Annotated in this window: 19 protein-coding genes; 9 read left to right on the top strand and 10 right to left on the bottom strand. The window is 69.7% G+C overall.

Annotated elements, in window-relative coordinates; genetic code table 11:
* Positions 1 to 13 precede the first annotated feature (13 nt).
* Entirely contained in the window at positions 14 to 1468 is a 1455-nt protein-coding gene (locus tag LC438_RS15165; RefSeq protein WP_105675443.1) for an MFS transporter, read from the top strand.
* A gap of 10 nt (positions 1469 to 1478) precedes the next feature.
* On the opposite strand, the gene LC438_RS15160 is transcribed toward LC438_RS15165, so the two are convergent.
* From LC438_RS15160 to LC438_RS15135, 6 genes are all read right to left on the bottom strand, one after another.
* Positions 1479 to 1877 (bottom strand): VOC family protein, encoded by a 399-nt coding sequence (locus tag LC438_RS15160; protein ID WP_105675446.1) that lies wholly within the window; start codon positions 1875 to 1877, stop codon positions 1479 to 1481.
* A 117-nt stretch (positions 1878 to 1994) separates the two neighbouring features.
* Positions 1995 to 3935 (bottom strand): DUF11 domain-containing protein, encoded by a 1941-nt coding sequence (locus tag LC438_RS15155; RefSeq protein WP_223587065.1) that lies wholly within the window; start codon positions 3933 to 3935, stop codon positions 1995 to 1997.
* A 449-nt stretch (positions 3936 to 4384) separates the two neighbouring features.
* Positions 4385 to 6934, bottom strand: a complete 2550-nt coding sequence (locus LC438_RS15150) for a LuxR C-terminal-related transcriptional regulator (protein WP_223587064.1) — start codon at positions 6932 to 6934, stop codon at positions 4385 to 4387.
* 170 nt (positions 6935 to 7104) lie between these two features.
* Positions 7105 to 8274, bottom strand: coding sequence for an RtcB family protein (locus LC438_RS15145; RefSeq protein ID WP_223587063.1), 1170 nt, complete (start codon positions 8272 to 8274; stop codon positions 7105 to 7107).
* A gap of 267 nt (positions 8275 to 8541) precedes the next feature.
* Positions 8542 to 8946 (bottom strand): VOC family protein, encoded by a 405-nt coding sequence (locus LC438_RS15140; protein WP_105675454.1) that lies wholly within the window; start codon positions 8944 to 8946, stop codon positions 8542 to 8544.
* Between the two features lie 153 nt (positions 8947 to 9099).
* Complete coding sequence (locus tag LC438_RS15135; protein WP_105675456.1) at positions 9100 to 9861, bottom strand: siderophore-interacting protein; 762 nt, start codon at positions 9859 to 9861, stop codon at positions 9100 to 9102.
* A gap of 101 nt (positions 9862 to 9962) precedes the next feature.
* On the opposite strand from LC438_RS15135, the gene LC438_RS15130 reads away from it, so the two are divergent.
* The 4 genes from LC438_RS15130 to LC438_RS15115 all read left to right on the top strand — a co-directional run bounded on the left by LC438_RS15130 (position 9963) and on the right by LC438_RS15115 (position 13865).
* Entirely contained in the window at positions 9963 to 10964 is a 1002-nt protein-coding gene (locus tag LC438_RS15130; RefSeq protein ID WP_105675458.1) for an ABC transporter substrate-binding protein, read from the top strand.
* Positions 10965 to 11045: 81 nt separating this feature from the next.
* On the top strand, positions 11046 to 12092 hold the full coding sequence (locus LC438_RS15125) for an ABC transporter permease (RefSeq protein ID WP_105675460.1): 1047 nt from the start codon (positions 11046 to 11048) through the stop codon (positions 12090 to 12092).
* Positions 12082 to 13113, top strand: a complete 1032-nt coding sequence (locus LC438_RS15120) for an iron chelate uptake ABC transporter family permease subunit (RefSeq protein ID WP_219844617.1) — start codon at positions 12082 to 12084, stop codon at positions 13111 to 13113. Before LC438_RS15125 ends, LC438_RS15120 begins: the two co-directional genes overlap by 11 nt.
* Complete coding sequence (locus LC438_RS15115; protein ID WP_223587062.1) at positions 13110 to 13865, top strand: ABC transporter ATP-binding protein; 756 nt, start codon at positions 13110 to 13112, stop codon at positions 13863 to 13865. Before LC438_RS15120 ends, LC438_RS15115 begins: the two co-directional genes overlap by 4 nt.
* Positions 13866 to 13996: 131 nt before the next feature.
* Here the strand turns inward: LC438_RS15115 and LC438_RS15110 are convergent, their stop codons facing one another.
* The 3 genes from LC438_RS15110 to LC438_RS15100 all read right to left on the bottom strand — a co-directional run bounded on the left by LC438_RS15110 (position 13997) and on the right by LC438_RS15100 (position 16052).
* Positions 13997 to 14203 carry a hypothetical protein gene (locus tag LC438_RS15110; RefSeq protein ID WP_105675463.1) on the bottom strand — a complete coding sequence of 69 codons (207 nt, stop codon included), beginning with the start codon at positions 14201 to 14203 and terminating at the stop codon, positions 13997 to 13999.
* A 20-nt stretch (positions 14204 to 14223) separates the two neighbouring features.
* Positions 14224 to 15180, bottom strand: coding sequence for a DNA-3-methyladenine glycosylase (locus LC438_RS15105; protein ID WP_223587061.1), 957 nt, complete (start codon positions 15178 to 15180; stop codon positions 14224 to 14226).
* A gap of 182 nt (positions 15181 to 15362) precedes the next feature.
* On the bottom strand, positions 15363 to 16052 hold the full coding sequence (locus tag LC438_RS15100) for a winged helix-turn-helix domain-containing protein (RefSeq protein WP_105675466.1): 690 nt from the start codon (positions 16050 to 16052) through the stop codon (positions 15363 to 15365).
* A gap of 326 nt (positions 16053 to 16378) precedes the next feature.
* On the opposite strand from LC438_RS15100, the gene LC438_RS15095 reads away from it, so the two are divergent.
* The 4 genes from LC438_RS15095 to LC438_RS15080 all read left to right on the top strand — a co-directional run bounded on the left by LC438_RS15095 (position 16379) and on the right by LC438_RS15080 (position 21668).
* Complete coding sequence (locus LC438_RS15095) at positions 16379 to 16687, top strand: GNAT family N-acetyltransferase (protein ID WP_105675468.1); 309 nt, start codon at positions 16379 to 16381, stop codon at positions 16685 to 16687.
* Between the two features lie 62 nt (positions 16688 to 16749).
* Positions 16750 to 17214: a DIP1984 family protein gene (locus LC438_RS15090; protein ID WP_105675470.1), complete on the top strand. Its 465-nt coding sequence runs from the start codon at positions 16750 to 16752 to the stop codon at positions 17212 to 17214.
* Between the two features lie 260 nt (positions 17215 to 17474).
* Positions 17475 to 18629: an exonuclease SbcCD subunit D gene (locus LC438_RS15085; protein ID WP_223587060.1), complete on the top strand. Its 1155-nt coding sequence runs from the start codon at positions 17475 to 17477 to the stop codon at positions 18627 to 18629.
* Positions 18630 to 18644: 15 nt separating this feature from the next.
* A complete protein-coding gene (locus tag LC438_RS15080; RefSeq protein WP_223587059.1) occupies positions 18645 to 21668 on the top strand; it encodes an AAA family ATPase in 3024 nt (1007 codons plus the stop codon).
* Between the two features lie 66 nt (positions 21669 to 21734).
* On the opposite strand, the gene LC438_RS15075 is transcribed toward LC438_RS15080, so the two are convergent.
* On the bottom strand, positions 21735 to 22292 hold the full coding sequence (locus tag LC438_RS15075) for a nucleosidase (protein WP_105675477.1): 558 nt from the start codon (positions 22290 to 22292) through the stop codon (positions 21735 to 21737).
* Positions 22293 to 22342: the final 50 nt, after the last annotated feature.

The following is a 22342-nucleotide window of genomic DNA, read 5'->3' as shown; positions in this document are numbered from 1 at the left end:
AACAGGAGCCGCGATGACGCGCACCCGGACCCTCGGCACCCTCGCGACGGTCGTCGGCTTCCTCGCCTTCGTCGAGTTCACCAGCGGTGTGCTGCAGGGGTACTACACGCCCATGCTCAGCGACATCGCACGCCACCTCGGCATCCACGACGCCGACGTCAACTGGCTCGAGGGCACGCAACTCATGCTCTCGGCACTCGTCGTCCCGGCCTTCGCGAAGCTCGGCGACATGGTCGGGCACAAGCGGATGCTGCTCATCTCGACGGCTCTCACCGGTGCGGCCGCGCTCGTGCTCCCGTTCACGGACTCGTTCGCGGTGTTCCTCGTCGGGTGGGCGCTCATGGGGTTCTACGTCGTCTGGCTGCCCCTGGAGATCGCGCTGATCTGGTCTCGTTCCCGCCGCATGGAGGGACGCTCGTCCATCACCGCGAAGGCCGCGGGACTCCTCGTCGCCGCACTCGAGGGCGGGGCCATCATCGGTGCGCTCGTCGGCGGTGCGCTCATCGACGTGCTGCCGCTGACCGTCGTGCTGCTGATCCCCGCGCTCCTCATCATCGTCTGCTTCTTCGTCGTCCTGTTCGGGGTGAAGGAGTCGCCCGAGCCCACCGGGGGCGTCTTCGACACGGTCGGCCTCGTGCTGATCTCCCTCGCGCTGATCTGCTTCACGGGCGGGCTCAGCCTCCTGCGTCTCGACGGCGGACTCGCGAACCCCTGGTCATGGGCGGTCGTCGCGCTCGGCATCCTGCTCGTGATCCCGTTCGCACTGTGGGAGCTGCGCTGCGGCGACCCGCTGATCGACGTGCGGATGTTCCGCTCCCCGGCGCTCGGCCCGGTGTTCCTCACCGCGGGGCTGTTCGGCGTCAGCGTGCTGGGTGCGCAGGCGCCGCTGTCGACCTTCGCCCGCACCGACCCTTCGGTGTACGGATACGGACTCGGGACGACCGGGTTCGCGACGTCGCTCATCATCGGGGTCTACCTGGTCGCGATGATCGGCGGAGCGCTCCTCTTCCCGGTGATCGCTCGCCTCGTGACGCCGCGACTCACCCTGATGGGGGCCTCGGTGCTGGTCGGCATCGGATTCCTGCTGTTCCTGCCCTTCCACGACTCCTATGCGCAGGTCATCACCAACATGGTCGTCGTCGGGCTGGGGTCGGGAGCGCTCGTCGCGGCCCTTCCCGCCGCGGCGGCGTCGGCCGCGCCGGCCTCGCAGACGGGCGTCGCCACCGGGCTCACCAACTCGGTGAAGACGGTCGGCGGGGCGATCGCGTCGTGCGTGTTCGGCATCGCCCTGCTGCACGGCGCCGTCGGCGCCGCGTCGGAGGGGACGGCCGGATCCTTCGCGGGCTACGTCACGGTCTGGGTGGTGTGCGGCGTGACGGCCCTCGCCGCCGCCGTGCTCCTGGTCTTCGTGCCGAAGGAGGCGTTCACCGACCGGGCGGTCGAGGCCGAGGCCGCGCCCGCGGTGTGAGCGCCCCGTTTCAGTCGCGCGGGTTGTACATGAACTCCAGGCGGATGCCGTTGGCATCCTCCACGAACGACGCGTAGTAGCGCGAGCTGAAGCGCGGATACTCCTTGGGCCCGCGCACGGGGGTCCAGCCCGCGGCCAGCGCGATGTCGTGCAGACGGTCGACCTCTTCGCGGGAGTCGACGGCGTAGGCGAGGTGCTGCCAGCCGATGCGGCCGTGCTCGTGCGGACCCGTGGCGTTGTCGCGCGCCGGGTACAGCAGGATCTCGGGCTCGTCGGTCTTGCGCCAGTACGCCAGGTCGTCGGCGTCGTGCGCCCTCGTGTAGCCGAGGGCCTCGAAGACCGGATGGAACTGGGCGGATGCGGCGGGCACGTCGTCGACGGTGATGCCGAGGTGATCGAAGGAGGCCATGAGGACAGTCTGTCGGATGCCCCCGACATCCGGTCGTCGTGCGGGATCGCGAGAACCCCGGGGCTCGACGAGGGGAGAGGTGGGGTGTCGAGCCCCGGGGCGGTCTCTGTTCGCGGCTCAGCCGTCGTGGCTGCCGGCGTGACGACGGGCGCGGACCAGAGCGATCCCGAGAGCCAGCAGCGCGAGAGCCGCGCCTCCGGCCACGAGCGGCCCGACCAGGTCCAGTCCGGTGTCGGCGAGGCCGCCGGGGCCGGAGTTCTCACCCTTCTCGGCAGGGGGCGTCGGCTGCCCGGTCTTGCCCGAGTCCCCGTCACCGCGCGGTGTGGTCGCGCTCGACGGCGCCGACTCGACCGGCTCGCCGCCCGGCGCGGTCCCCGCAGAGACCGCCGTGTTGTCGATCGTGTCGAGTGCGAGATCTGCGTCCTGCGTCGTGTAGCTCGCGGTGCAGGTGATCGACTGCCCTGGCCGGAGGGATGCCGCTTCGGGCGGGCACTCCACCGCGGACACCGATCCGGTGCCGCTGAACTCCGTCTCGTCGACCCGGACGTCCGTGAGCGTCACGGTTCCGGTGTTGGTGACGAGGAAGGTGTAGTCGATCGTGCTGCCGCTCCAGAACCACGCGGCATCCGTCGACTTCACGATGGCGAGCCCGGGGGCCTGCTCCGAGGTGATCACCGCCGAAGACGGGAGCGAGGTCACCGGGGTTCCGGTGAGCGTCATGCCCGATGCGGTCGCGGTGTTCTCGACGGAGCCCCTGTCGACGTCATCCTGCTGCAGCACGTAGGTCGCGGTGCATGTCACGGTCTCGTCGGGGTCGAGAGCGAGCGGTCGCGAGGGACACTCCACCGGCGAGAGCGTGCCGGCGCCGGTGAACGCGGTCTCGTCGACGGTCACATCGCTCAGCGGGCTGGTGCCGGAGTTGGTGACCTCGAACGAGTACGTGACACGGTCGCCGACCTGGGCCTGCGAGACGTCCGCCGACTTCGTCAGGAGGATCTCCGCCTCGACGCGCGGCGTGTTCGTGAACGTGCAGCGCACGCCCACGCCGTCGGGACGGCCCTCGGGAATCGTGACGTCGGCACGAGTGCCTCGGCCGCCCGCGATCCGATCGCCGCTGGCGCCATCCAGGCAGATCCACGACGATCGGTAGCGCTCCGGATCGGTGCCGGTGCCGCTCTCCTCGATCGTGACGACGGAGCCGGGGAGCACCGGGACGAGCACTCGCTCGCGCTGCACGCCCCGCGCAGTGCCGGTCGTCTGCGTGGCGATGTCGCCGAGACCGCTGCCGGATGCCGCGAGGCGCACCTGGTCGGTGTCATCGTCGGATTCCCGGCCCTCGGGGAAGTCCTTCTCGAGCGTGAGGTGGCTCGGGGCGGTGCAGGATGCCAGGTCGACGACGCCGGGCTCCGAGAAGGTCACCGTGCTCGTGACCTCTCCCGACATCGGGTCGATCCGCAGCAGCTCGAGCTCAGTGCTCACGACGAGGAAGCCGTCGCGGTCGAAGGCGGCCCCGTTGATGCCGAGATTCCCCGGGTCTGCGACGGTGAAGCGCTGGATCAGCTTGGAGCGCACTGCCGGGGCGGGGTTCCCCTGCCCGAGGATGATGTCTCGGGCGTCCACCACGTAGATCGCCGCTTCCTTCGCGTCACTCATGACGACGTAGAGGTTTCCCCCGTGATCGAAGGCCATGTCGCCGTTCGTTCCTGGAATGGTGGACGGAAACGTGATCCGGACTCGGCCTTCGCGGGCACCGGAGTCGAGCGCGCGTGCATCCAGGTTCAGGGAGCCGCCGTTCGTCGAGCCATGGAAGTACCGTGAGGTCTTCGGGTCCGTTGCGCCGTGCGTCTGGGTGCTCGTCCAGCCGGTGGGCAGATCGACGACATCGACACTCGTGGTCGTTCCGGTCGCGAAATCGTAGGTCTCCATCGCGCCCTTGTTCGTCGTCCAGTGGTCGGAACGCATCACATAGGCGAGTCCGCCCGGATGCTCGGGGGTGACGTGCACGCCGAGGGCGTTGAACGTCGAGCGGGCATCGGCCCCCGCGGCGATCTCGCCCACTTCGGTCTGCGCTCCCGTGGCCGTGTCGATGCTCCACAGCGTGCTGCCGCTGCCGTTGTCGAGTTCATGGCGTAGATGGCGGAGCAGTCGATCGCATCCGCGGCGAAAGCCGGCGCGGGCGAGGCGACTCCGCCGGGAATCGCCACGGCGCCGATGGCGAGGGCGGCCGCCGCGAGACCGGCGGTCCTTCCTCGTCGTGAACGGAGGCCGGGTGGGGCCGCGTGTGTCGATCTGCGGGCTGAACGTGCCATGAGGCAGTCCTCTCTGAGAGTGGGTCGGAGTGCCTCCGGTGCGCGGGGCAACCTCTCAAGGGTGCGGACGCGCGGTGCCGCGTGCGGGTCGAGATCCGTAGTGGGGGAGCGGAACTCAGTAGGCGTGATGCGCGACCGGGTACGTCACACGTCGAACCCGGTGATGCGCAGCGGGAGCGCGGCGTCTGTCGCCGTGGCTCAGAGCCAGGAGAACGCGGAGAGCTCCGCGCGACCGGAGATGCGCAGCTTGCGGAACGCCTTGAGCAGGTGGCTCTCCACGGTGCGGGTGCTGATGTGCAGGTGCTCTGCGATCTCGTGATTGGACTGGCCGTGCGCGGCGAGACGGGCGACTTCGCGCTCGCGGTTCGACAGCTGCGCCTGCGTGCTCGAACGCCCCGCCGTCGACACGGAATCGAGGGGATCGCGTCGACCCCGCAGGTCGGCGAGCGCATCGGACAGCTGTGCCGCCGCCACGTCGTCACCGTGCCGCATCGCGATGTCGCGACCCAGCTCGTACGACGTCGCCGCGTGTTCGAGGCGCTTCTGCTCCTCGAACCACGCGCCCAGGCGCGCGAGCTCCGTATGGTCCTCGCGTGCGACGGCCGCGCGCACATCGAGGATCGGAGCGACGAGGGCGCCCTCGACGCGGATGGCGTCGTCGTCGGCGCTCGCCGCGGGCGGCGCCTGCACGCCGAGGCCCCAGGTCAGCACGCGCAGCATCCCGGCCGCGAGGAGGTAGCCGCGCCTCTCGAGCGCGCTCATCTGCGCGCGGATCTCCCGTTCCGCACCCTCGGCATCGCCCGCGAGGAGCTGGAAGGTGATGTCGGGCAGCGCCGCCACCATGCCGGGCCAGGGGCCGATCGTCACCCCGGTGGCAGTGGCCTGCGCAGCGAGCGATGTCGCCGTGCTGATCCGCCCCGACCTGGCCGCGAGCATCGCCGCCAGCGCGAGCGCTCCCATCTGGCTGCCCTCCTGGCCCAGGCCCGGCTCTCCCAGGGCGAGGAACCTGCCGAGATGGATCTCGGCGGCGCGGAACCGCCCGAGGGTGATCCCCGAGACCGCGGCGAGATAGGTGTGCCCTCGCAGATTCTCGAGGTCGAGCTCGACCCGGCTCTGCTCGATGTGGGTGACCGCCCAGTCGTGCGCCTCGGCCACATCGCCCCGACCCAGCAGGGACCATCCGTGCAGCAGGGTGAGCACGCGTCCGAGCTTCGTGGAGGTGTCGTCCGCGTCCGTGAGGAGCTCGTGCGCCGATTCGGCGCGACCTCGAAGAAGCAGCGCCGTCGAGAGGACGGACCTGATCGAGTCGTCGGTGGTGGCATCCCGTCCTGACAACGTCGCGAGGCGGTCGATCTGCGCGCGCGTCGCGCCGTCGCCGACGATCTTCAGGTGGGTCGCCCAGACCTCCAGCATCGTCTCGTAGCGGGGCTGGTCGGCGGCGGCCTCGAGGATGTCGAGTGCGGATGCCGTCTCGCCCGCAGCGAGCGCATGCCACCGCGCCTGGAGGATGCGGAACATCGCCCGCGCTCCGCCGTCCCCGATGCTGGTGGGCGTGCGTTCGAACACCTGGAGCGCCACCGAGGAGTCGTGCTTCCCGTCGAAGAGCGTGAACAGGTAGTTCGTGGCCGTCTCCACGCTCGGGTCGCGCTCCCACGCGCGCCGTCGTGCCGAGAGCTGCGCCGCGTGCCGATCGCGGATGAGCCGCACCAGGGCCATCTCCGCGGCATCCGGTTCGAGCGAGGCGTCCGCGGCGCTTCCGGGGAGGAGCTCGATGCGCGCGGCGGCGTCCTCTGCGGGGCCGAAGCGCTCCTGGATCCTTCGCAGGATGCGGGTGCGCCGCACCGAGGTCGGGCGGTTCTGGAAGTAGTCGGCGACGAGCGGGGGAGTCACGGCGACCGACAGACGTCCGAACGGCTCGATGCTCAGCAGCAGGCTCGCCGATTCGAGCGACTCGATGGCGTGACGGCCGACGAGCTCCTCTGCGGTGTCGATGTCCAGGACGCCCGCGAGCGCGAGCGTCTCGATCGCTTCGAGGTCGTCGGCGTCCAGGTGGGCGAGGAGGTGCTCGACCGCTCCGGACATCGAATCGTGCCAGAGCTCGCCGATCGTGGTCCAGGTGCCGTCCTCGAGCGCGATGTGGCCGAACGCGCGCGCCGCCGTGATCATCGCCACGGCCAGGCTGGGGATGCCGGCGGATCGGGTGTACACGCGTCCGACCAGGCCGGTGTCGACGGCGTTCCCGAGCTGCTCGTGGACGAGATCGGAGACGGCCTCGAAGGTCAGCGGACGCAGGCGGAGCTCCGCGGCCTGGCTCACGATCGCATGCAGTCTCTTCGCGGCTCCGTCTCGGGGCGCCGCCGATGTCGTGACGATCGTGGCGCCCGTGCGTGCGTGCACGGCGGCGATGACTCCCCACGATTCCTCGTCGACGAACGGGGCGTCGTCGACGAGGAGCACTGCGCGCGTCCCCGCCGCGCGTTCGGCCAACGCGGCGACCAGCTGTCTGGCCTGGAGCGGTGACGATCCCGTCGGCGTCTCGCCGGCGAGATCCAGTGCGTCGAAGGGGCGTCCGCGAAGCGACTCGATGCCGAGGATCCGGATGGTCGGATAGCCGCGCTGCTCCAGGTGTCCGGCGATCTCGCGCAGCAGCATCGAGCGTCCGCTGCCATCCGGCCCCACGATGCTGACGCAGGAACCCGCGGTGATCAGCCTCAGCGCCGAGGCGAGATCGTCAGTCCTGACGAACATCGCTGCTCCGTTCGGCGCCGATGAGCGGCGGGCGGAGTTCGGGTCGTGGCATGAGGGCATCTCCTGGTTCGGACGTCAGTGTAATCACCGCTCCCGTGACCGCGCAGTATGCTGCTCGGCCCCGAAGACGCAGAGGTGCGCGATGGCATCGCCACCGCCCACCTCTGTGCTCAGTCGCCCTTCACGTTGACGAGCTGCCTGAGCGTGTGCCGGATCGTCACCAGATCGGCGGCATCCGCCATCACCGTGTCGATCGGCTTGTACGCCTGCGGGATCTCATCGATGAAGGCATCCGTGTCCCGGAACTCGATCCCGACCATGGCCTCCCGCAGCTGGTCGTGGGTGAACGTCCGCCGCGCGGCCGACCGGGAGTACTCCCGCCCTGCACCGTGCGGAGACGAGTTCAACGACAGCGGGTTGCCGAGGCCCTCGACCACGTAGGACGCGGTCCCCATCGAGCCGGGGATGAGCCCCGGCCGTCCGGCATCCGCCTGGATCGCTCCCTTCCGGGAGACCCACACCTGCTTTCCGAAGTGCTTCTCCGACTCGGTGAAGTTGTGGTGGCAGTTGATCCGCTCCTGCTCGTCCACCGTCGTCCCGAGGAACTCCGACACCTGCCGGACCACCCTGTCCATCATCTCCTCCCGGTTGAGCAGAGCGAAGTGCTGCGCCCACCGGAGCTCCCTGATGTACCGCGTGAACTCGGGCGTGCCCTCGACCAGGTAGGCGAGGTCGGGGTCGGGAAGGTCGATCCACCACTGCTTCGCCAGCCGCTGCGCGACGGCGATGTGGTGGCCGGCGATCCGGTTGCCGACTCCCCGCGAACCCGAGTGCAGGAACAGCCACACCCGGTCGAGCTCGTCGACCGACACCTCGATGAAGTGGTTGCCCGAGCCGAGCGTGCCCAATTGCAGCCGCCAGTTCCCTGCGTAGGACTCCGGATCGAATCCGCTCTTCTCCGCCAGCGCCTCGAGCTCGTCGATCCTCGGCTGCGCCGTGGCGACGATCTTGTTGTTGTAGCGCCCGGCGGAGAGCGGGATGGCCCGCTCGATCTGCTCCCGCAGCTCGGCGAGGTCGCGACCGTCGAGGTCGCTCCTCGTGAACTGCGTGCGGACGGCGATCATCCCGCAGCCGATGTCGACGCCGACGGCGGCCGGGATGATCGCGCCGAGGGTCGGGATGACCGACCCGACGGTCGCCCCCTTGCCGAGGTGCGCATCCGGCATGAGCGCCAGGTGCGGGTGGATGAACGGCATGCGCGCCGTGGTCTTCGCCTGATCGAGTGTCTTCTCGTCGATCAGCGACGCCCACGACAGCAGCCGTGCGGAGAGCCTCTCCATGATTCCTTTCCTTCGTGATGGTCAGCCACAGGTCGGGAGGCACAGAAAAAATGCCCCGGACCTGACGGTGCGGGGCATGAGAGCAGCGGATGCTGCTACACGGCGCGCGCCGGAGGGTACGACTCGTGGCGGTCGTTGCGCTTCTGCTGAAGGGCATCGACCGCGGTGAAGGGGAGTTTCCGCAGGGCGGTCATCCGTCGTCTCCTCGGCTGAGTGCTGCGCCGGTCGGCACAGCTTTGCAACATTAGGGGAGATCCGCTGCGTGCGTCAAGCGTCCCGCGGCGGATTGTGCATGAACTCGATGCGGATGCCATTGTCCTCCTCGACGAACGAGGCGTAGTACGTGTCGCTGAAGCGCTCGTAGATCTTCGGCTCGCGCACGACCGTCCACCCGGCATCCACCGCGACGGCATGCAGTCGATCGACGTCCTCACGGGAGTCGACGGCGAAGGCGAGGTGCTGCCATCCGACGCGGCCGTGCACGTGAGGACCGGAGTCCGCCTCGCGCGGGGCGAACACGATGATCTCGGTGTCGTCGCCGTGGTGCCACGAGAACCCGCCCTCGGCCTCGACTCCGAGCTCGTAGCCCAGCGCCGTCAGCACAGGATGGAACTGCTCACGTCCGCGCGCGATGTCGTTGACGGTGATACCCAGGTGATCGACGAGTGCCATACGTCCATCGTCGCGCATCGTCGGCTCTGCCGGAGAACCCGGAGCATCCGCTCGCGTGGCGGCGTGTCGCCGGGAGGCGCGCCGCACCGGCATCCGATGCTCCGGGCTCTCCCACGAGAGCGGGTGAGAGTCTTCCCGCGAGAGCGGGTGAGCTCAGTGCGGGGCGTGGTACTCGGCCTCGCCGCGCTTCCAGTAGCCCTTGACCACGGCGTGCGCGGTGTCGACGCCCCAGCGCTCGAGGAGCGCGCGACCGGGCTTCACGATGGACTGCTCGGCGGCGATGAAGACGAACGGGTCGGCGCCGACGGCATCCGTCAGCCCGTCGATGAGGGTCGTGAGCGCGGAGCCGGAGGGGGCGTCGCCGCGGTGCACCCACTCGACGTCGACCGGGGCCTCGATCTCGACCTCGCGGCTCGCCGACACCGTCTCGATGACGATGCGCGCGGGCACATCGGCGGGGAGCAACGCGGCGAAGCGGCGGATGGCGGGGATGGCGGTCTCATCGCCGGCGAGGAACCAGGAGCCGGGCTGTCCCGAGATGACCGCGGAGCCGCGGGGACCGCCGACGCCGATCGAGGATCCGAGCGGTGCGGTGGCCGCCCACGGCGCAGCCACGCCCTCGTCGCCGTGCACGGCGAACTCGACGTCGAGCCAGTCCTCACCCCATGCGAGCGGCGTGTACTCGCGGCTCGGGGAGGCACGCAGCTCCTCGACGGTGTCGACGGGACCCGCCGGGAAGAACAGGCGCATGTGGTCGTCGGAGCCGAGGGAGTCGAAGCCGGCGAGGTCGCTGCCGGAGAGGCGGACGCGCACGAAATCGGGGGCCAGCCACTCCCGAGCGGTCAGCGTGACGGTGCGGAAGCGCAGCTCGAGGCCGCGACGCTCGATGGAGAAGCCGGATTTCGTATCGCTCATGAAGTAAGGCTAACCTACATTCGAGGCGAGGATAGGCAACCCTAACTTCGTCCGATCCGGCGCCCTTCGCGCGAAAACCCCCGCAGAACAGGAGTCTCTCCATGTCCATGCCCAGAATCCTCACCGCCACGAGCCTCGGGCTCGTCACTCTGCTCGCCCTCGCCGGCTGCGCCTCCCCGTCGGCGGAGGCCCCGAACACCGAGAAGCCCGCGGCTGCGGAGGACTACTATCCGGTGACCGTCACCGACCTCGCGGGCAACGAGGTGACCATCGAGAGCGCCGACAGCGTCGCGATCACCGACAACCGCTTCTTCCAGCTCGCCGCCGACTGGGATCTCCCCGTCTCCGTCGCCCCGCTCGACCTGTTCAGCCCGAAGAACCCGCTCAAGGACTCGACCGAGATCCTCAACATCGGCCTTCACACCGAGCCCGACTTCGAGCAGATCGTCGCGGCCGACCCCGACGTCGTGGTCAACGGCTACCGCTTCGGCGGCGAGGAGAACGCCCAGGGCGTGAAGGATGCCGCCCCCGACGCGGCGTTCATCGACATGACGGGTCCGGAGGGGCAGACGGCCGACGAGTTCGTCGTCGAGAGCGTCACCCTGATGGGGGAGGTCTTCAACAAGAAGGCCGAGGCCGAGGCGCTCGTCGAGGAGCTCCACACCGCCATCGAGAAGGCGAAGGACGCGTACGACCCCGAGAAGACGGTCATGGGCCTGGTCACCTCCGGCGGCGAGATCAACTACTCCAACCCCACCGACGGCCGCGGCGCGAGCATCTTCTTCAGCCTGCTCGGGCTCACTCCCGCCCTCGACGCCGCGGGGTCGTCGGACCACACCGGCGACAACGTCTCGCTCGAGGCGCTCGCCCAGGCGAACGCCGACTATCTCCTGGTCCTCGACCGCGACGCCGCGGTGTCGGAGGAAGGTCAGACCGTCGTCCCCGCGCTCGAGCTGATCACCGGTTCCGCCGCCCTCTCCAACGTCCCGGCCGTGAAGAACGAGGCCATCACGGTGATGCCGGCGGACTACTACCTCACCGAGGACGTCTTCGCCTACATCGCGGTCCTGAACGGGCTCACGGAGATGTTCGACGCGAGCTGACGCGCCGACGCCGACCCGCGCGCCGCTGCCCGTCCGCATTCCGGACGCGGCGGCGGCGCGCCCCACTGCCCCGGAGACCCCATGACCTCGACGCCCTCCGCGCCGGCGCCGCGACGGATCACGAACACCGACGCCGTCGCCGCCACCGCGTCACCCCGACGGGACCGCTCCCGCTGGTCCCGGACGTGGCCGCTGCTCCTCGCCGTCCTCCTGACGCTCGCCCTCGTGACGGTGTCGATCTTCACCGGCGTCGCCGACATCACCGCGGCGCAGGGCGATGGCCGGGAGTTCCTCTGGATCACCCGCATACCGCGCACCGCCTCCCTCGTCCTCGCCGGGGCGAGCATGGCGATGGCGGGTCTCGTGATGCAGCTGATGACGCAGAACCGCTTCGTCGAGCCGACGACGGTCGGCACCACGGAGTGGGCGGGGTTGGGGCTGCTCGTCACCTACATCGTGCTGCCGGCATCCGGAGTCTTCACGAAGATGGTGATCGCGATCGTCTTCGCCTTCGCCGGGACGCTCGTGTTCTTCGCGTTCCTCCGGCGGGTGACGCTGAAGTCGTCGCTCATCGTGCCGATCGTCGGCATCATGTTCGGCTCCGTCATCAGCGCCGTGTCGACGTTCCTCGCGCTGCGCTTCAATCTGCTGCAGGTGATCGGCGGGTGGTTCATGGGCCGGTTCACCGGGATCGAGATCGGTCGCTACGAGCCGCTCTGGATCGTGCTCTTCGTCGCGATCGTGGTCGTGATCGCCGCCGACCGCTTCACGGTCGCCGGCCTGGGGAAGGACATCGCCACGAACGTCGGCCTGCACTACGAGCGGGTCGTGCTCCTGGGCGTCGGTCTCGTCGCGATGACCACGGGAGTGGTCACGGTCATCATCGGCGCTCTGCCCTTCCTGGGACTGATCGTGCCGAACCTCGTGTCGATGGTGCGCGGCGACGACCTGCGCTCGAACCTGCCGTGGGTGTTCCTCACCGGAATCTGGATCGTGACCATCTGCGACCTCATCGGACGCACGATCATCATGCCCTTCGAGGTGCCGATCTCGCTGGTGCTGGGAGTCGTCGGATCGATCGTGTTCATCCTCATGCTCCTTCGGACGAGGAGGACCGGTGTCCGCTGACCTCGTGAACCGTCCGTCCGTGCGGCGCTCCGGGTCCTTCGCCGACCCCGCGCACCGCCTCCGCTACCGGCTCGTGCTGATCGGCCTGATCGTCGGCGCGATCGTCATCACCGCCCTGCTGCTGTGCTGGAACAACCCGTACGCGCTGTTCAGCGAAAGGTGGCTGCGCATCTCGGGCATGCGCGTCTCGGCCGTCGTCGTCATCGCGGTCGTCACCTTCTGCCAGGCATGCGCGACGATCGCCTTCCAGACCGCGACGAACAACCGCATCATCACGCCGTCGATCATGGGCTTCGAGTCCCTCTACGTGCTCATCCAGACGGTGATCGTGTTCTTCTTCGGCGTCGCGGGATTCAGTGGCGTCACGCCGTTCGCCCGGTTCCTGCTGCAGTCGGCGCTGATGGTGCTCTTCGCCGTGCTGCTCTACTCGTGGCTGCTCTCCGGGCGGTTCGGCAACCTGCACGTCATGCTGCTGATCGGCATCATCCTCGGCACGGGGATGGGAGCCCTCTCCACGTTCCTGCAGCAGATGCTCGAGCCGAACGAGTTCGACGTTCTCGCCGCCCGCCTCTTCGGCAGCATCACCAACGCCAACACCGATTTCCTGTGGTTCGTCATCCCGGTGTGCGCGATCGCCGGAGGGGCGATCTGGATGCTGTCGCGGCGACTGGACCTGCTGTCACTGGGCAAGGACATCAGCACGAACCTCGGGCTGAACCACAAGCGCCAGGTGATGCTGATGCTCACGCTGGTCTCGGTGCTGATGGCGATGAGCACGTCGCTCTTCGGGCCGATGACCTTCCTCGGCTTCCTCGTCGCCACGCTGGCCTACGCGATCGCCGACACCTACGACCACCGTCTCCTGCTGCCGATGGCGTGGCTGCTCGGCTACGTCGCTCTCGGGCTCGCCTACTTCCTGCTCAAGCATGTGTTCACTCTCGTCAACGCGGTCACGATCATCGTCGAGCTGCTCGGCGGTCTCCTCTTCCTCCTCGTCATCCTCCGAAAGGGGCGACTGTGATCCGCATCAGAGATCTCGTCCAGCGCTACAGCAGCGACACTGAGATCGGCCCCGTCTCGATCGATCTCCCGGCTGGCGGCATCGTCGCCCTCATCGGGCCGAACGGCGCGGGCAAGTCCACCCTGCTCACCATGATGGGGCGGCTGCTCGCCCCGGACGAGGGGACCGTCGAGATCGACGGTCTCGACGTGCACCGGGCGCCGTCGAAGCAGGTGGCGAGGATCGTGTCGATCCTGCGACAGGAGAACCACTTCGTCACCAGGCTCACGGTGCGCCAGCTCGTGGGCTTCGGCCGCTACCCGCACTCCGGCGGGCGGCTCACCCAGCTCGACGAGGACAAGATCACCGAGGCGATCGACTTCCTCGGTCTCACGGATCTCGAACAGCGGTTCATCGACGAGCTCTCCGGCGGTCAGCGACAGCGCGCCTACGTCGCCATGGTCCTCGCGCAGGACACCGAGTTCGTGCTGCTCGATGAGCCGCTGAACAACCTCGACATGAAGCACGCCGTGCAGATGATGAAGCACCTGCGCCGCGCCGCCGAGGAGCTGGGCCGAACGATCGTGATCGTGCTGCACGACATCAACTTCGCCGGCCACTACGCCGACCACATCTGCGCCATGAAGGACGGCGCGGTGGTCGAGTTCGGGACCCCGGAGGAGATCATGACCGACGAGGTGCTCACCCGCGTGTTCGACACCCCCGTGCGGGTGGTCGAGGGCCCCTCCGGCCCTCTTGCGGTCTACTACTGACGGCCGACGTCGTCGATCTCCCGTGACCTCGCCGGGTGCACGGGATGCCGTCGTCGAGGAGCCGTGCGCGTGGCGGGCTTCCCGTGCGCTCGGCGCGGGACGGCGCCGCGGGGAGCGGGATCGGCGGCGGGTCAGAGCTCGATGCCGTGGTCCTCGTCGTTCACGCCCTCGTTGTGCCCGCGGCGGGACTCGAAGCCGAGGAACCAGCCGAACCACACGATGACCGCGAGCAGCACTCCGAGCCACACGTTCTCGAAGATGAGTCCGACGACGACGCCGATCACCAGGAGTCCGGCGGAGATGAGCAGGCGGAAGCCGGTGCGCGGGGGCGTCTTCATGCCCTCAGCCTAGGGGGCGATCAGCGACCGCGGTGGTCCTCCGGCGCGAGCCGCGGGCCCCGCCGCGGCTCGCGCACGCCGCTCGCGGAGATCAGCCGGATCACACGCTGGCGGTGACCAGCCCAGGGGGCGAGCAGCTCCAGCATCCCGTCGTCGTCGGTCCGAGAGCCGGTCAGCGCGTAGCCGATCTCGTGGGCCAGGTGATAGTCGCCCACGCTCACGGCATCCGGGTCGCCGAGGGCGCGGATGCGGGTCTCGGCCGAGGTCCAGAGGCCGATTCCGGGGAGGCTGGTGAGCACGCGATCACGGTCGGCCCCGGTCGCTGCGGCGATCAGCGCGCGACGGATGCTGTCGCCGCGCTCCGCCACGCGGACGATCGTCTTCGACTGCGGCGGCTGCACGCCCGCGCTGTGCCAGGCCCACGACGGGATGCGGCGCCAGCCCTCCGCCGAGGGGGCGGCGTGCATCGGCCGAGGCGTCGGACCAGGAGCGGGTTCGCCGAAGCGCGTCACCAGCACGCGCCACGCGCGGAACGCCTGCAGCCCCGTCACCTTCTGCTCGAGGATCGCGCAGGCCAGTGCGTCGAAGACCTGGTCCGTCCTGGCGAGGCGCAGCGACGGATGGCGGCGGGCGGCCTCGGCGACGAGGGGATGATGCGACGCGTCGAAGCCGGAGTCGTCGTCCTGGGCTCCGCACAGTGCGGGCACGGTGTCGAGGGCGGCGGCGGCGCCAGGGCCCCAGGCGGTCGCCCTGATCTCGCCGGAGGATGAGCGCAGTGCGAGAGTGGCTGTGCCCGTCGCCGTACGCAGGGCGCGCCAGATCACCGGGCCGTCGTGCACCATGGTCGGGTCGCCAGGCCCGCGGCGGAGCACGCCGACGGTGGAGCGGAGGTCGACGGGGCGCGCGGGGCGATAGACGGTCTCGAGCGGTGCGCCGGATGCCGCGGCATCCGATTCGGGAGCTGCCGTCACGGTCATGCGATCACCCTACGCGGCGGTTCCGACGTCGTGAGACTCGACGTCGTGAGCCTCGAGTTCGTGCGCAGAACTCCGGAGAATCCCGGGAATGCGACGCGTGAACCGAACGGGCCCCGGTGATGAGCGCGGATCTCCGGAGTTCTGTCGCCGGAGTGCTGCGCCCGGAAGGCCTGCGCCCCGACTCAGAAGCGGTCGGGCGAGGGGGTGCCGTGGCCGTAGCGGATGACGACGTCGGCGTGCCGGTCGAAGCGGTAGCCGATGCCGCGCACGGTGCGGACGATGTCCTCGTAGCGACCGAGCTTGGCGCGGAGGCGACGCACGTGCACGTCGATCGTGCGCTCGCCGGGGGTCTCGTCGTCCTGCGCCTGCCAGAGCGCGGAGACCAGCTCGCTGCGCTCGATCGTGCGGCCCTCGCGGAGCACGAGGTACTGCAGGAGCTCGAACTCCTTGTAGGTGAAGGACGCGGACTCTCCGTCGATGAGGACGCGCTTGCGGGAGATGTCGACGACGACTCCGCCCTCTTCGTCGGTCACGTCCTCCTCGGCGGCGGCCTTGGTGCGGGCGATCGCGCCGGGCTCCTGCAGGGCGAGGCGCACGACGTCGAGGTCGCGGCCGCCGGAGCCGTGCGGGGCGAGCGCCACGGTGGCGTGCGTCTCGGCACCGGGAGCGAGCTCGGCGAGGGTGCGACGGAGGGCGTCGACCAGGAGCGGAAGGCTGACCCCGGCCTCGGCGGCCTTGATCTCGTCGAGGCCGACGTACAGGGCGAAGCCACGGGGCGAGCGGACGGCGGGGAGGTCGGCGGCCAGCGGCGCGGTGGCGGCCTGCGGGCGGACGGATGCGGCGGGACGCTCGAGAAGGGCGGTGTTCGACATGATGATGAGTCCTCAGGACGTGAGCCGATGCGGCTCTGATGCGTTGCATGAATGACCGGCGGCGCCGGGAGAGCGAGCAAGGGTGGATGCTCGGAGACACCGACCTCGCAGATCGCGAAGGGTCAGGTCAGGCGGGGTGGCTGTTCGTTCAGCGACACATTCGGCAACACATGCCAACGCGACCGGGCATCATCATCCCGGCAGTCCTGTTCGCCTCCTGGGCGGACAAAGGGCGTGCGTTGGTGGTCATGGGGGGATTATGTCGGAAGAAGTCTGCGCGTGTCAAAACGACCACCGGCCGCCGGGGCGGGCGTAACGTTGCTCAGATGGTGCTCCCGCATGCGATAAAAGGCTTCAGCTTCACCGATGAGAAGGACGCGTCGCGCTACACGCTCCTGCACGACGGCGAGCTCGTGAGCGTGCTCGACTACCGCGACGACGGACGCACGGTCGCGCTCACCAGAGCCTTCACGATCCCGACTTTCCGCGGAAAAGGCTACGCCGCGAAGGTCGTGGAGGGCGCTGTCGCCGACCTCGAGTCCCGGGGGGATCGCAAGGTCGATCCGGTCTGCTGGTACGTCGCAGACTGGTTCGCCGCGCACCCCGAGCACGCGGATCTGCTCCGTACACGATGATCCGGCTTCTGTGACACTGTGTTACGACGCCGTCCGCACGTGCACCCCGAGGAGATGACCGGATGAAACTCGCCGAAGCGCTCACCGCGAGAGCCGATCTGCAGCGCAGGATCGAGCAGCTCCGCTCCCGCATCACCGCGAACGCGCGCTATCAGGAGGGCGAGGAGCCGGCGGAGGACGCCGCGGCGCTCATCGTCGAGGCGGATGCCGCGCTGGAGCGCCTCCAGGAGCTGATCCGCCGCATCAACGCCACCAACTCCCGGCTCGATCTCGACGCGGACGGCACGATGACAGACGCGCTCGCGGCTCGCGACGTGCTGCGCCTGCGGCATTCGCTGCTCGCGGACGCGGCGTCGGCGGCCTCCGGGTCCGCCGGGATGTTCCGGCAGATGCGCTCCGAGCTGCGGCAGGTGGCGGCTCTTCCCGTCGCGACGCTGCGCGAGAGGGCGGATGCCGTCGCCGTCGAGCTGCGGGAGCTGGACAACCGCATCCAGCAGGCGAACTGGACGAGCGACCTGGAGGAGTAGAGCGGAAGTCGGTAGCCACGACGAAGCGGGCACAACCCCTGCCGGTGGGGCAAGACCGGCCCTTGTCGGGCGGAGGGCAGCCCAGATCCCGTATCGCGCAGCCCCGCACCCCGCACAGGTGACAGCGCACAGCGCATCTCGCATCACCGCGTGCCGATCGTCATGGCGAGGGTGGGTCAGGGGACCTTCCGCTCTCTCATTCAGGATCGCGTCCGGCACGCCTCGGACGTGATGTCGGAGGCCCTCCGTACCGTGAGGGTATGCGAATCCTGCACACCTCCGACTGGCACATCGGCCGCACCTTCCATGGCAACTCGACCATGGATGCGCTGGCCGAGGTCTTCGGGGCGCTCACGGAGCAGGTTCGCGAGAACGACGTCGACGTCGTGGTGGTCGCCGGCGACGTGTTCGACTCGGCGACACCGGCTGCGGCCGCGTACACGCTCCTCGGCGATGCGCTCGTCGCGCTGCACGAGACGGGAGCCCGCGTCATCGTGACGAGCGGCAACCACGACTCCGCCGCGCGGCTCGGGTTCCAGGCCAGGCTCCTGCGCGACGGCATCGACGTGCTCACCGATCCGCGTGCGATCGGCGACCCCGTCACGGTGCACGACGCCGACGGCCCCGTGCGCTTCTTCGGCATCCCGTACCTCGAGCCGGCGATCGTCCGCCAGCACTGGCCGGAGGCGCAGCTGCGCACTCAGGCCCAGACGATGGCGTACGCCATGGGGCTGGTGCGCGAGGGCATCGACCGGCACGAAGGGCGCTCGGTCGCGATCGCGCACTGCTTCGCGGCGGGCGTCGACGTCACCGCCGGCCTCGAGCGCGAGGTCCGCCAGGGCGGTCTCGACGTGGTCCCGCTCGAGGTCTTCGACGGTCCCGACTACGTGGCGCTCGGGCACATCCACGGTCGTCAGCAGGTGAGCGAACGCGTGCGCTACTCGGGGGCGCCGCTGCACTACAGCTTCGGCGAGCAGCACAAGCCGCGAGGCTCCTGGCTGGTCGAGCTCGACGCCGACGGCCTGGCGTCTGTCGAGTGGCTCGATCTGCCCGTGCCCCGCGCACTCGTGACGCTCACCGGCACTCTCGACGAGATCCTGTCGGTCGAGAACGTCGCCGCGCACGCCGAAGACTGGGTGTGCGCGATCTACACCGACGCCGTCGCACAGGCAGAGCCGATGCGCCGTCTGCGCGAGCAGTATCCCTTCTGCGCGATGGTGCAGCATCAGCCCTCGGTGAGTGCCGACGTCGATGAGCGCTCCTATTCCGAGCGCCTGCGGATGGCCGTCACCGACACCGACCGGATCGAGGCCTTCCTGCAGCACGTCCGCGCAGGGCAGGGAGCGTCCGAGCGAGAGAGCGAGCTGATCCGCGAGATCCTCGACGATCGTGCGCGGACCGAGGCACTGGTCTGAGCGGGTACTGATCCGATGCAGCTGCACCGCCTGGAGGTCGAGGGCTTCGGCCCGTTCCGTTCGCGTCAGATCGTGGATTTCGACGCGTTCGCCGACGACGGCATCTTCCTCATCGCCGGGCGGACGGGCGCAGGCAAGTCCAGCATCCTCGATGCGGTGTGCTTCGGCCTCTACGGAGGTGTTCCCCGCTACGACGGGAGCGAGAAGAGGCTGAGGAGCGATCACAGCGAGCCCGATGAGGTGTCCGAGGTCGTCGTGGAGTTCAGCACGCCCTCCGGGCGGTTCCGGGTCACCCGCTCGCCGGAGTATCTGCGGCCGGCGAAGCGAGGCGGCGGTCTCACGAAGCAGGCGGCCGCGGTCGCTCTCGACGAGTGGACGGACGTCGGCTGGATTGGTCGCGCCGCCCGAGCGGTCGATGTCGCCGGTGAGCTCGACGAGATCCTGCAGCTCAGCAGGGAGCAGTTCCTGCAGGTGATCCTGCTGGCACAGAACCGGTTCTCGGAGTTCCTGCTCGCGAACAGCAGAGACCGCCAGTCGCTCCTGCGCCGCCTCTTCGGCACGGAGCGGTTCGAGGATGTGCAGTCGCGGTTCGACGAGCGTCGGCGGGAGGCGGAGCTCCGGCTCGGAACGAGGCTCGCCGCCGTGACAGCGCGACTCGACGAGGCCGATCGTCTGGTCGCGAGCGCGGAGCTCGGGGCCGACGGAGCAGAGGGCTCGTCGCGCGCTGAGCGCGAAGACGTGAGCGTTGCCGGACTGACGTCGACGGCCCCCACGGACGAGCGGCTCGACGACCTGCGCCGCGCCAAGGCCAGGGCGGACTACCGCGTCGAGCGGCGTGCGGCCGAGCGCGACGACGCCGAGACGCGCCTCACCGCGGCCGATGCGGCGCTGGCCGCGCTGCGAGAGGATCAGCGCGCGCAGTGCGAGCGTGATCGCGCCCGTGCGGCCCTCGATCGGCTCGATGCCGAACTCCCGCAGATCGCCGACGCCCGGGCAGAGCTCGATGCTGCCCGCGCTGCCGAGGCGCTGCGTGCGACGATCGCCGCGGCGACGCGTGCGCAGGTCGCGCTCACCGTCTCGACCGATGCCGAGCAGGAGGCCCGGAGGCGCTGGACCCGATTCGGCATCGACCTTCCCGCCGAGAGCACGGAGGAGCTCGATGCCTGGGCCTCGGAGCAGACGAAGGAGACAGGCGCCTGGGAGCACGCGCGCGCGCTCGAGCGCCGGGCGCCGCAGCTGGCTGTCGATCTCCAGGCCGCCGAAGATCGTGTGGCGGCCGCGTCCGCACGGATCGACGCAGGGGAGATGGAGCGGTCGACGATTCCTGAGCGGATCGCGGCGGCCACCCGACGACGTGACGACGCGAGACGACGGGCCGATCGGGCCGCAGATCTCCTCGCCGCGCGCGAGGCTGCGGCAGCCCGGAAGGCGGCGGCTGCCGAGCGTGAGCGGGTGGAAGCGCAGGAGGTCATCGACAACGCTGCCGTCGACGATGCGGCGGCAGCGTTCGCATCGGCGCAGGCGCGGTTCGCGCAGCTGCGCAAGCGCCGTTCCGACGGGATGGCGGGGGAACTCGCCTCCGCCCTGGTCGACGGAGAGGCCTGCCCGGTCTGCGGCGCGTACGAGCATCCCGCCCCCGCCGAGCATGTCGACCCGGTGTCGGCTGACGACGTGGCCGAGGCCGAGGCCGCGCGCGACGCCGCGGCCCAGCGCGAGCGCATGGCATCGGAGAAGCTCGCGGCCACGCGCGCCGCACTCGCTGCGGCGACGGCCCGCGCCGATGGGCGCACGGTGGAGCAGGCGACCGCAGACCTCACCGCGGCCGAAGAGGAGTACGACACGAGTGTCGCATCGGCGTCGGCCGTCGCGGAGCTCGAGCAGGAACTCGCCGCTCTGACGGCAAGAGCAGAGGCTCTCGAGAACGGTCGCGCGGACGACACTGCCGCCCTCTCCGCCGCTCGGGAAGAGCTCGCCGTGCTTCTTCAGCGCCGTGCAGACGCCGAGGCGCAGATCCTCTCGGCTCGGGGGGAACACGAGACGGTCGCGGCGCGCCTGGAGGAGGCCGAGGAGCGGATCGCCTCTGCCCGTGCTCTGTCCGAAGCGATCGCGGAGCGCGAGCGTCACTCGAACACGACTGCCGACGCTGTCGCGGAGCGGGATGCCGCGCTCGCCGCGTCGGCCTTCGACGATGTCGCAGCTGCCGAGGCGGCGCTGCGCTCGCCCGCGGCGCAGGCGGCGCTGACAGCTCGAATCGACGAGCACACGGCGCAGCGGGGCAAGGAGAAGGCGATCCTGCTCGACCTGGAGCTGCGCACTCTCCCCGAGGAGCCGATCGATCTCCTGCCTCAGGAGCAGGCATCCGTCGAGGCCAGGGCGCGCTGGACCGCGGCGGTGGATGCCGCTTCCCGCGCGGAGGGCACAGCCGAGAGGCTGGGGGGTCTGATCGAATCCGCGGCATCCGAGCAGGCGCGCGTCGGCGACGACGCCGCCGAGTTCGAGGTCCTGCGGGAGCTGGCAGACACCATCGCCGGCCGCGGGGCGAACAGCCGCAAGATGACCCTCGAGACCTTCGTGCTCGCCGCCGAGCTCGAGGAGATCGTCAGGGCGGCGAACCGACGGCTGAGCGACATGTCGGCCGGACGCTATCAGCTGCAGCACTCCGACGCGCTGGCCGCCAGGGGCGCGGCCTCAGGCCTCGGCATCGTGGTGTTCGACGCCTTCACCGGCCAGAGCCGCCCTGCGCAGTCGCTCTCCGGGGGCGAGACCTTCCTCAGCTCTCTCGCTCTCGCGCTCGGGCTCGCCGAGGTCGTCACGGCGCGCGCGGGCGGCATCCGACTCGACACCCTGTTCATCGACGAGGGGTTCGGATCGCTCGACGGCGACACCCTGGAGGTCGCCATGCGCACGCTCGACGAGCTGCGTCAGGGCGGCCGCACGGTCGGCGTGATCAGTCACGTCGAGGCGATGCAGGAGCAGATCCCTGCTCAGCTCACCGTCAGGGCCACGGCCGAGGGGCCGAGCGTCATCGAGGCCCGCTGACCACGCACGTCCACAGGACCGCCTCCGGCATCCGTTTCCGGACGCTGCTCGGCGGAACGGAGCCGGTCAGACCCCGTATTCCTCGCGGATGAAGGTCCGCAGCTGGGCGCTGCAGCGTGCGACGGCCTCACGCCAGTCGGTGAGCGCACCGTCTTCTGCGCTGTCGGAGACCGCACGGAAGACGCGGATCGGCACGCCGAACTGCGCGGCGACCCAGATGTAGGCGTAGGTCTCCATGTCGACCAGAGCGGCGCCGGTCGGACGGATCACGGCGGTGACCTCCGCGTCGTCGACGAAGTGATCGCCGGTCGCGATCAGGACCCCGTCACGGCCGGTCGAGACCCGCGCGGGCAGCGAGACGTGCTGTCCGGAGATCCCGTCGAGATCGGTGACGTCGTGCTGGAAGGCCTCGCCGACCTCGTGCACGCCGTCGGCGAGGTCGGGGTCGATCGCGCCGGCGGTGCCCACGACGACGATCTCGTCATAGCTGTTCGCGTCGAGCGCGCGGGTGAGGGCGTACGTCGCCTGCAGCTTTCCGGGGCCCGTCACGAGACGGTCGAAACCGGGGAGGGTATCGGGGAATGCGGCGAGTTCGGAGCTCAGGGCGGCGACGAGAAGTTTCACTGCCTCATCTTTTCAGGTCGCACCTGGTAGAAGCATGTGTCATCCCCTCG

Source organism: Microbacterium sp. OVT16B (assembly GCF_019969705.1).
In the GTDB taxonomy this organism is placed as follows: Bacteria; Actinomycetota; Actinomycetes; order Actinomycetales; family Microbacteriaceae; genus Microbacterium; species Microbacterium natoriense.
Note: the sequence above shows the minus strand (reverse complement) of the source record. Positions and strands in the feature narration are given on the sequence as shown.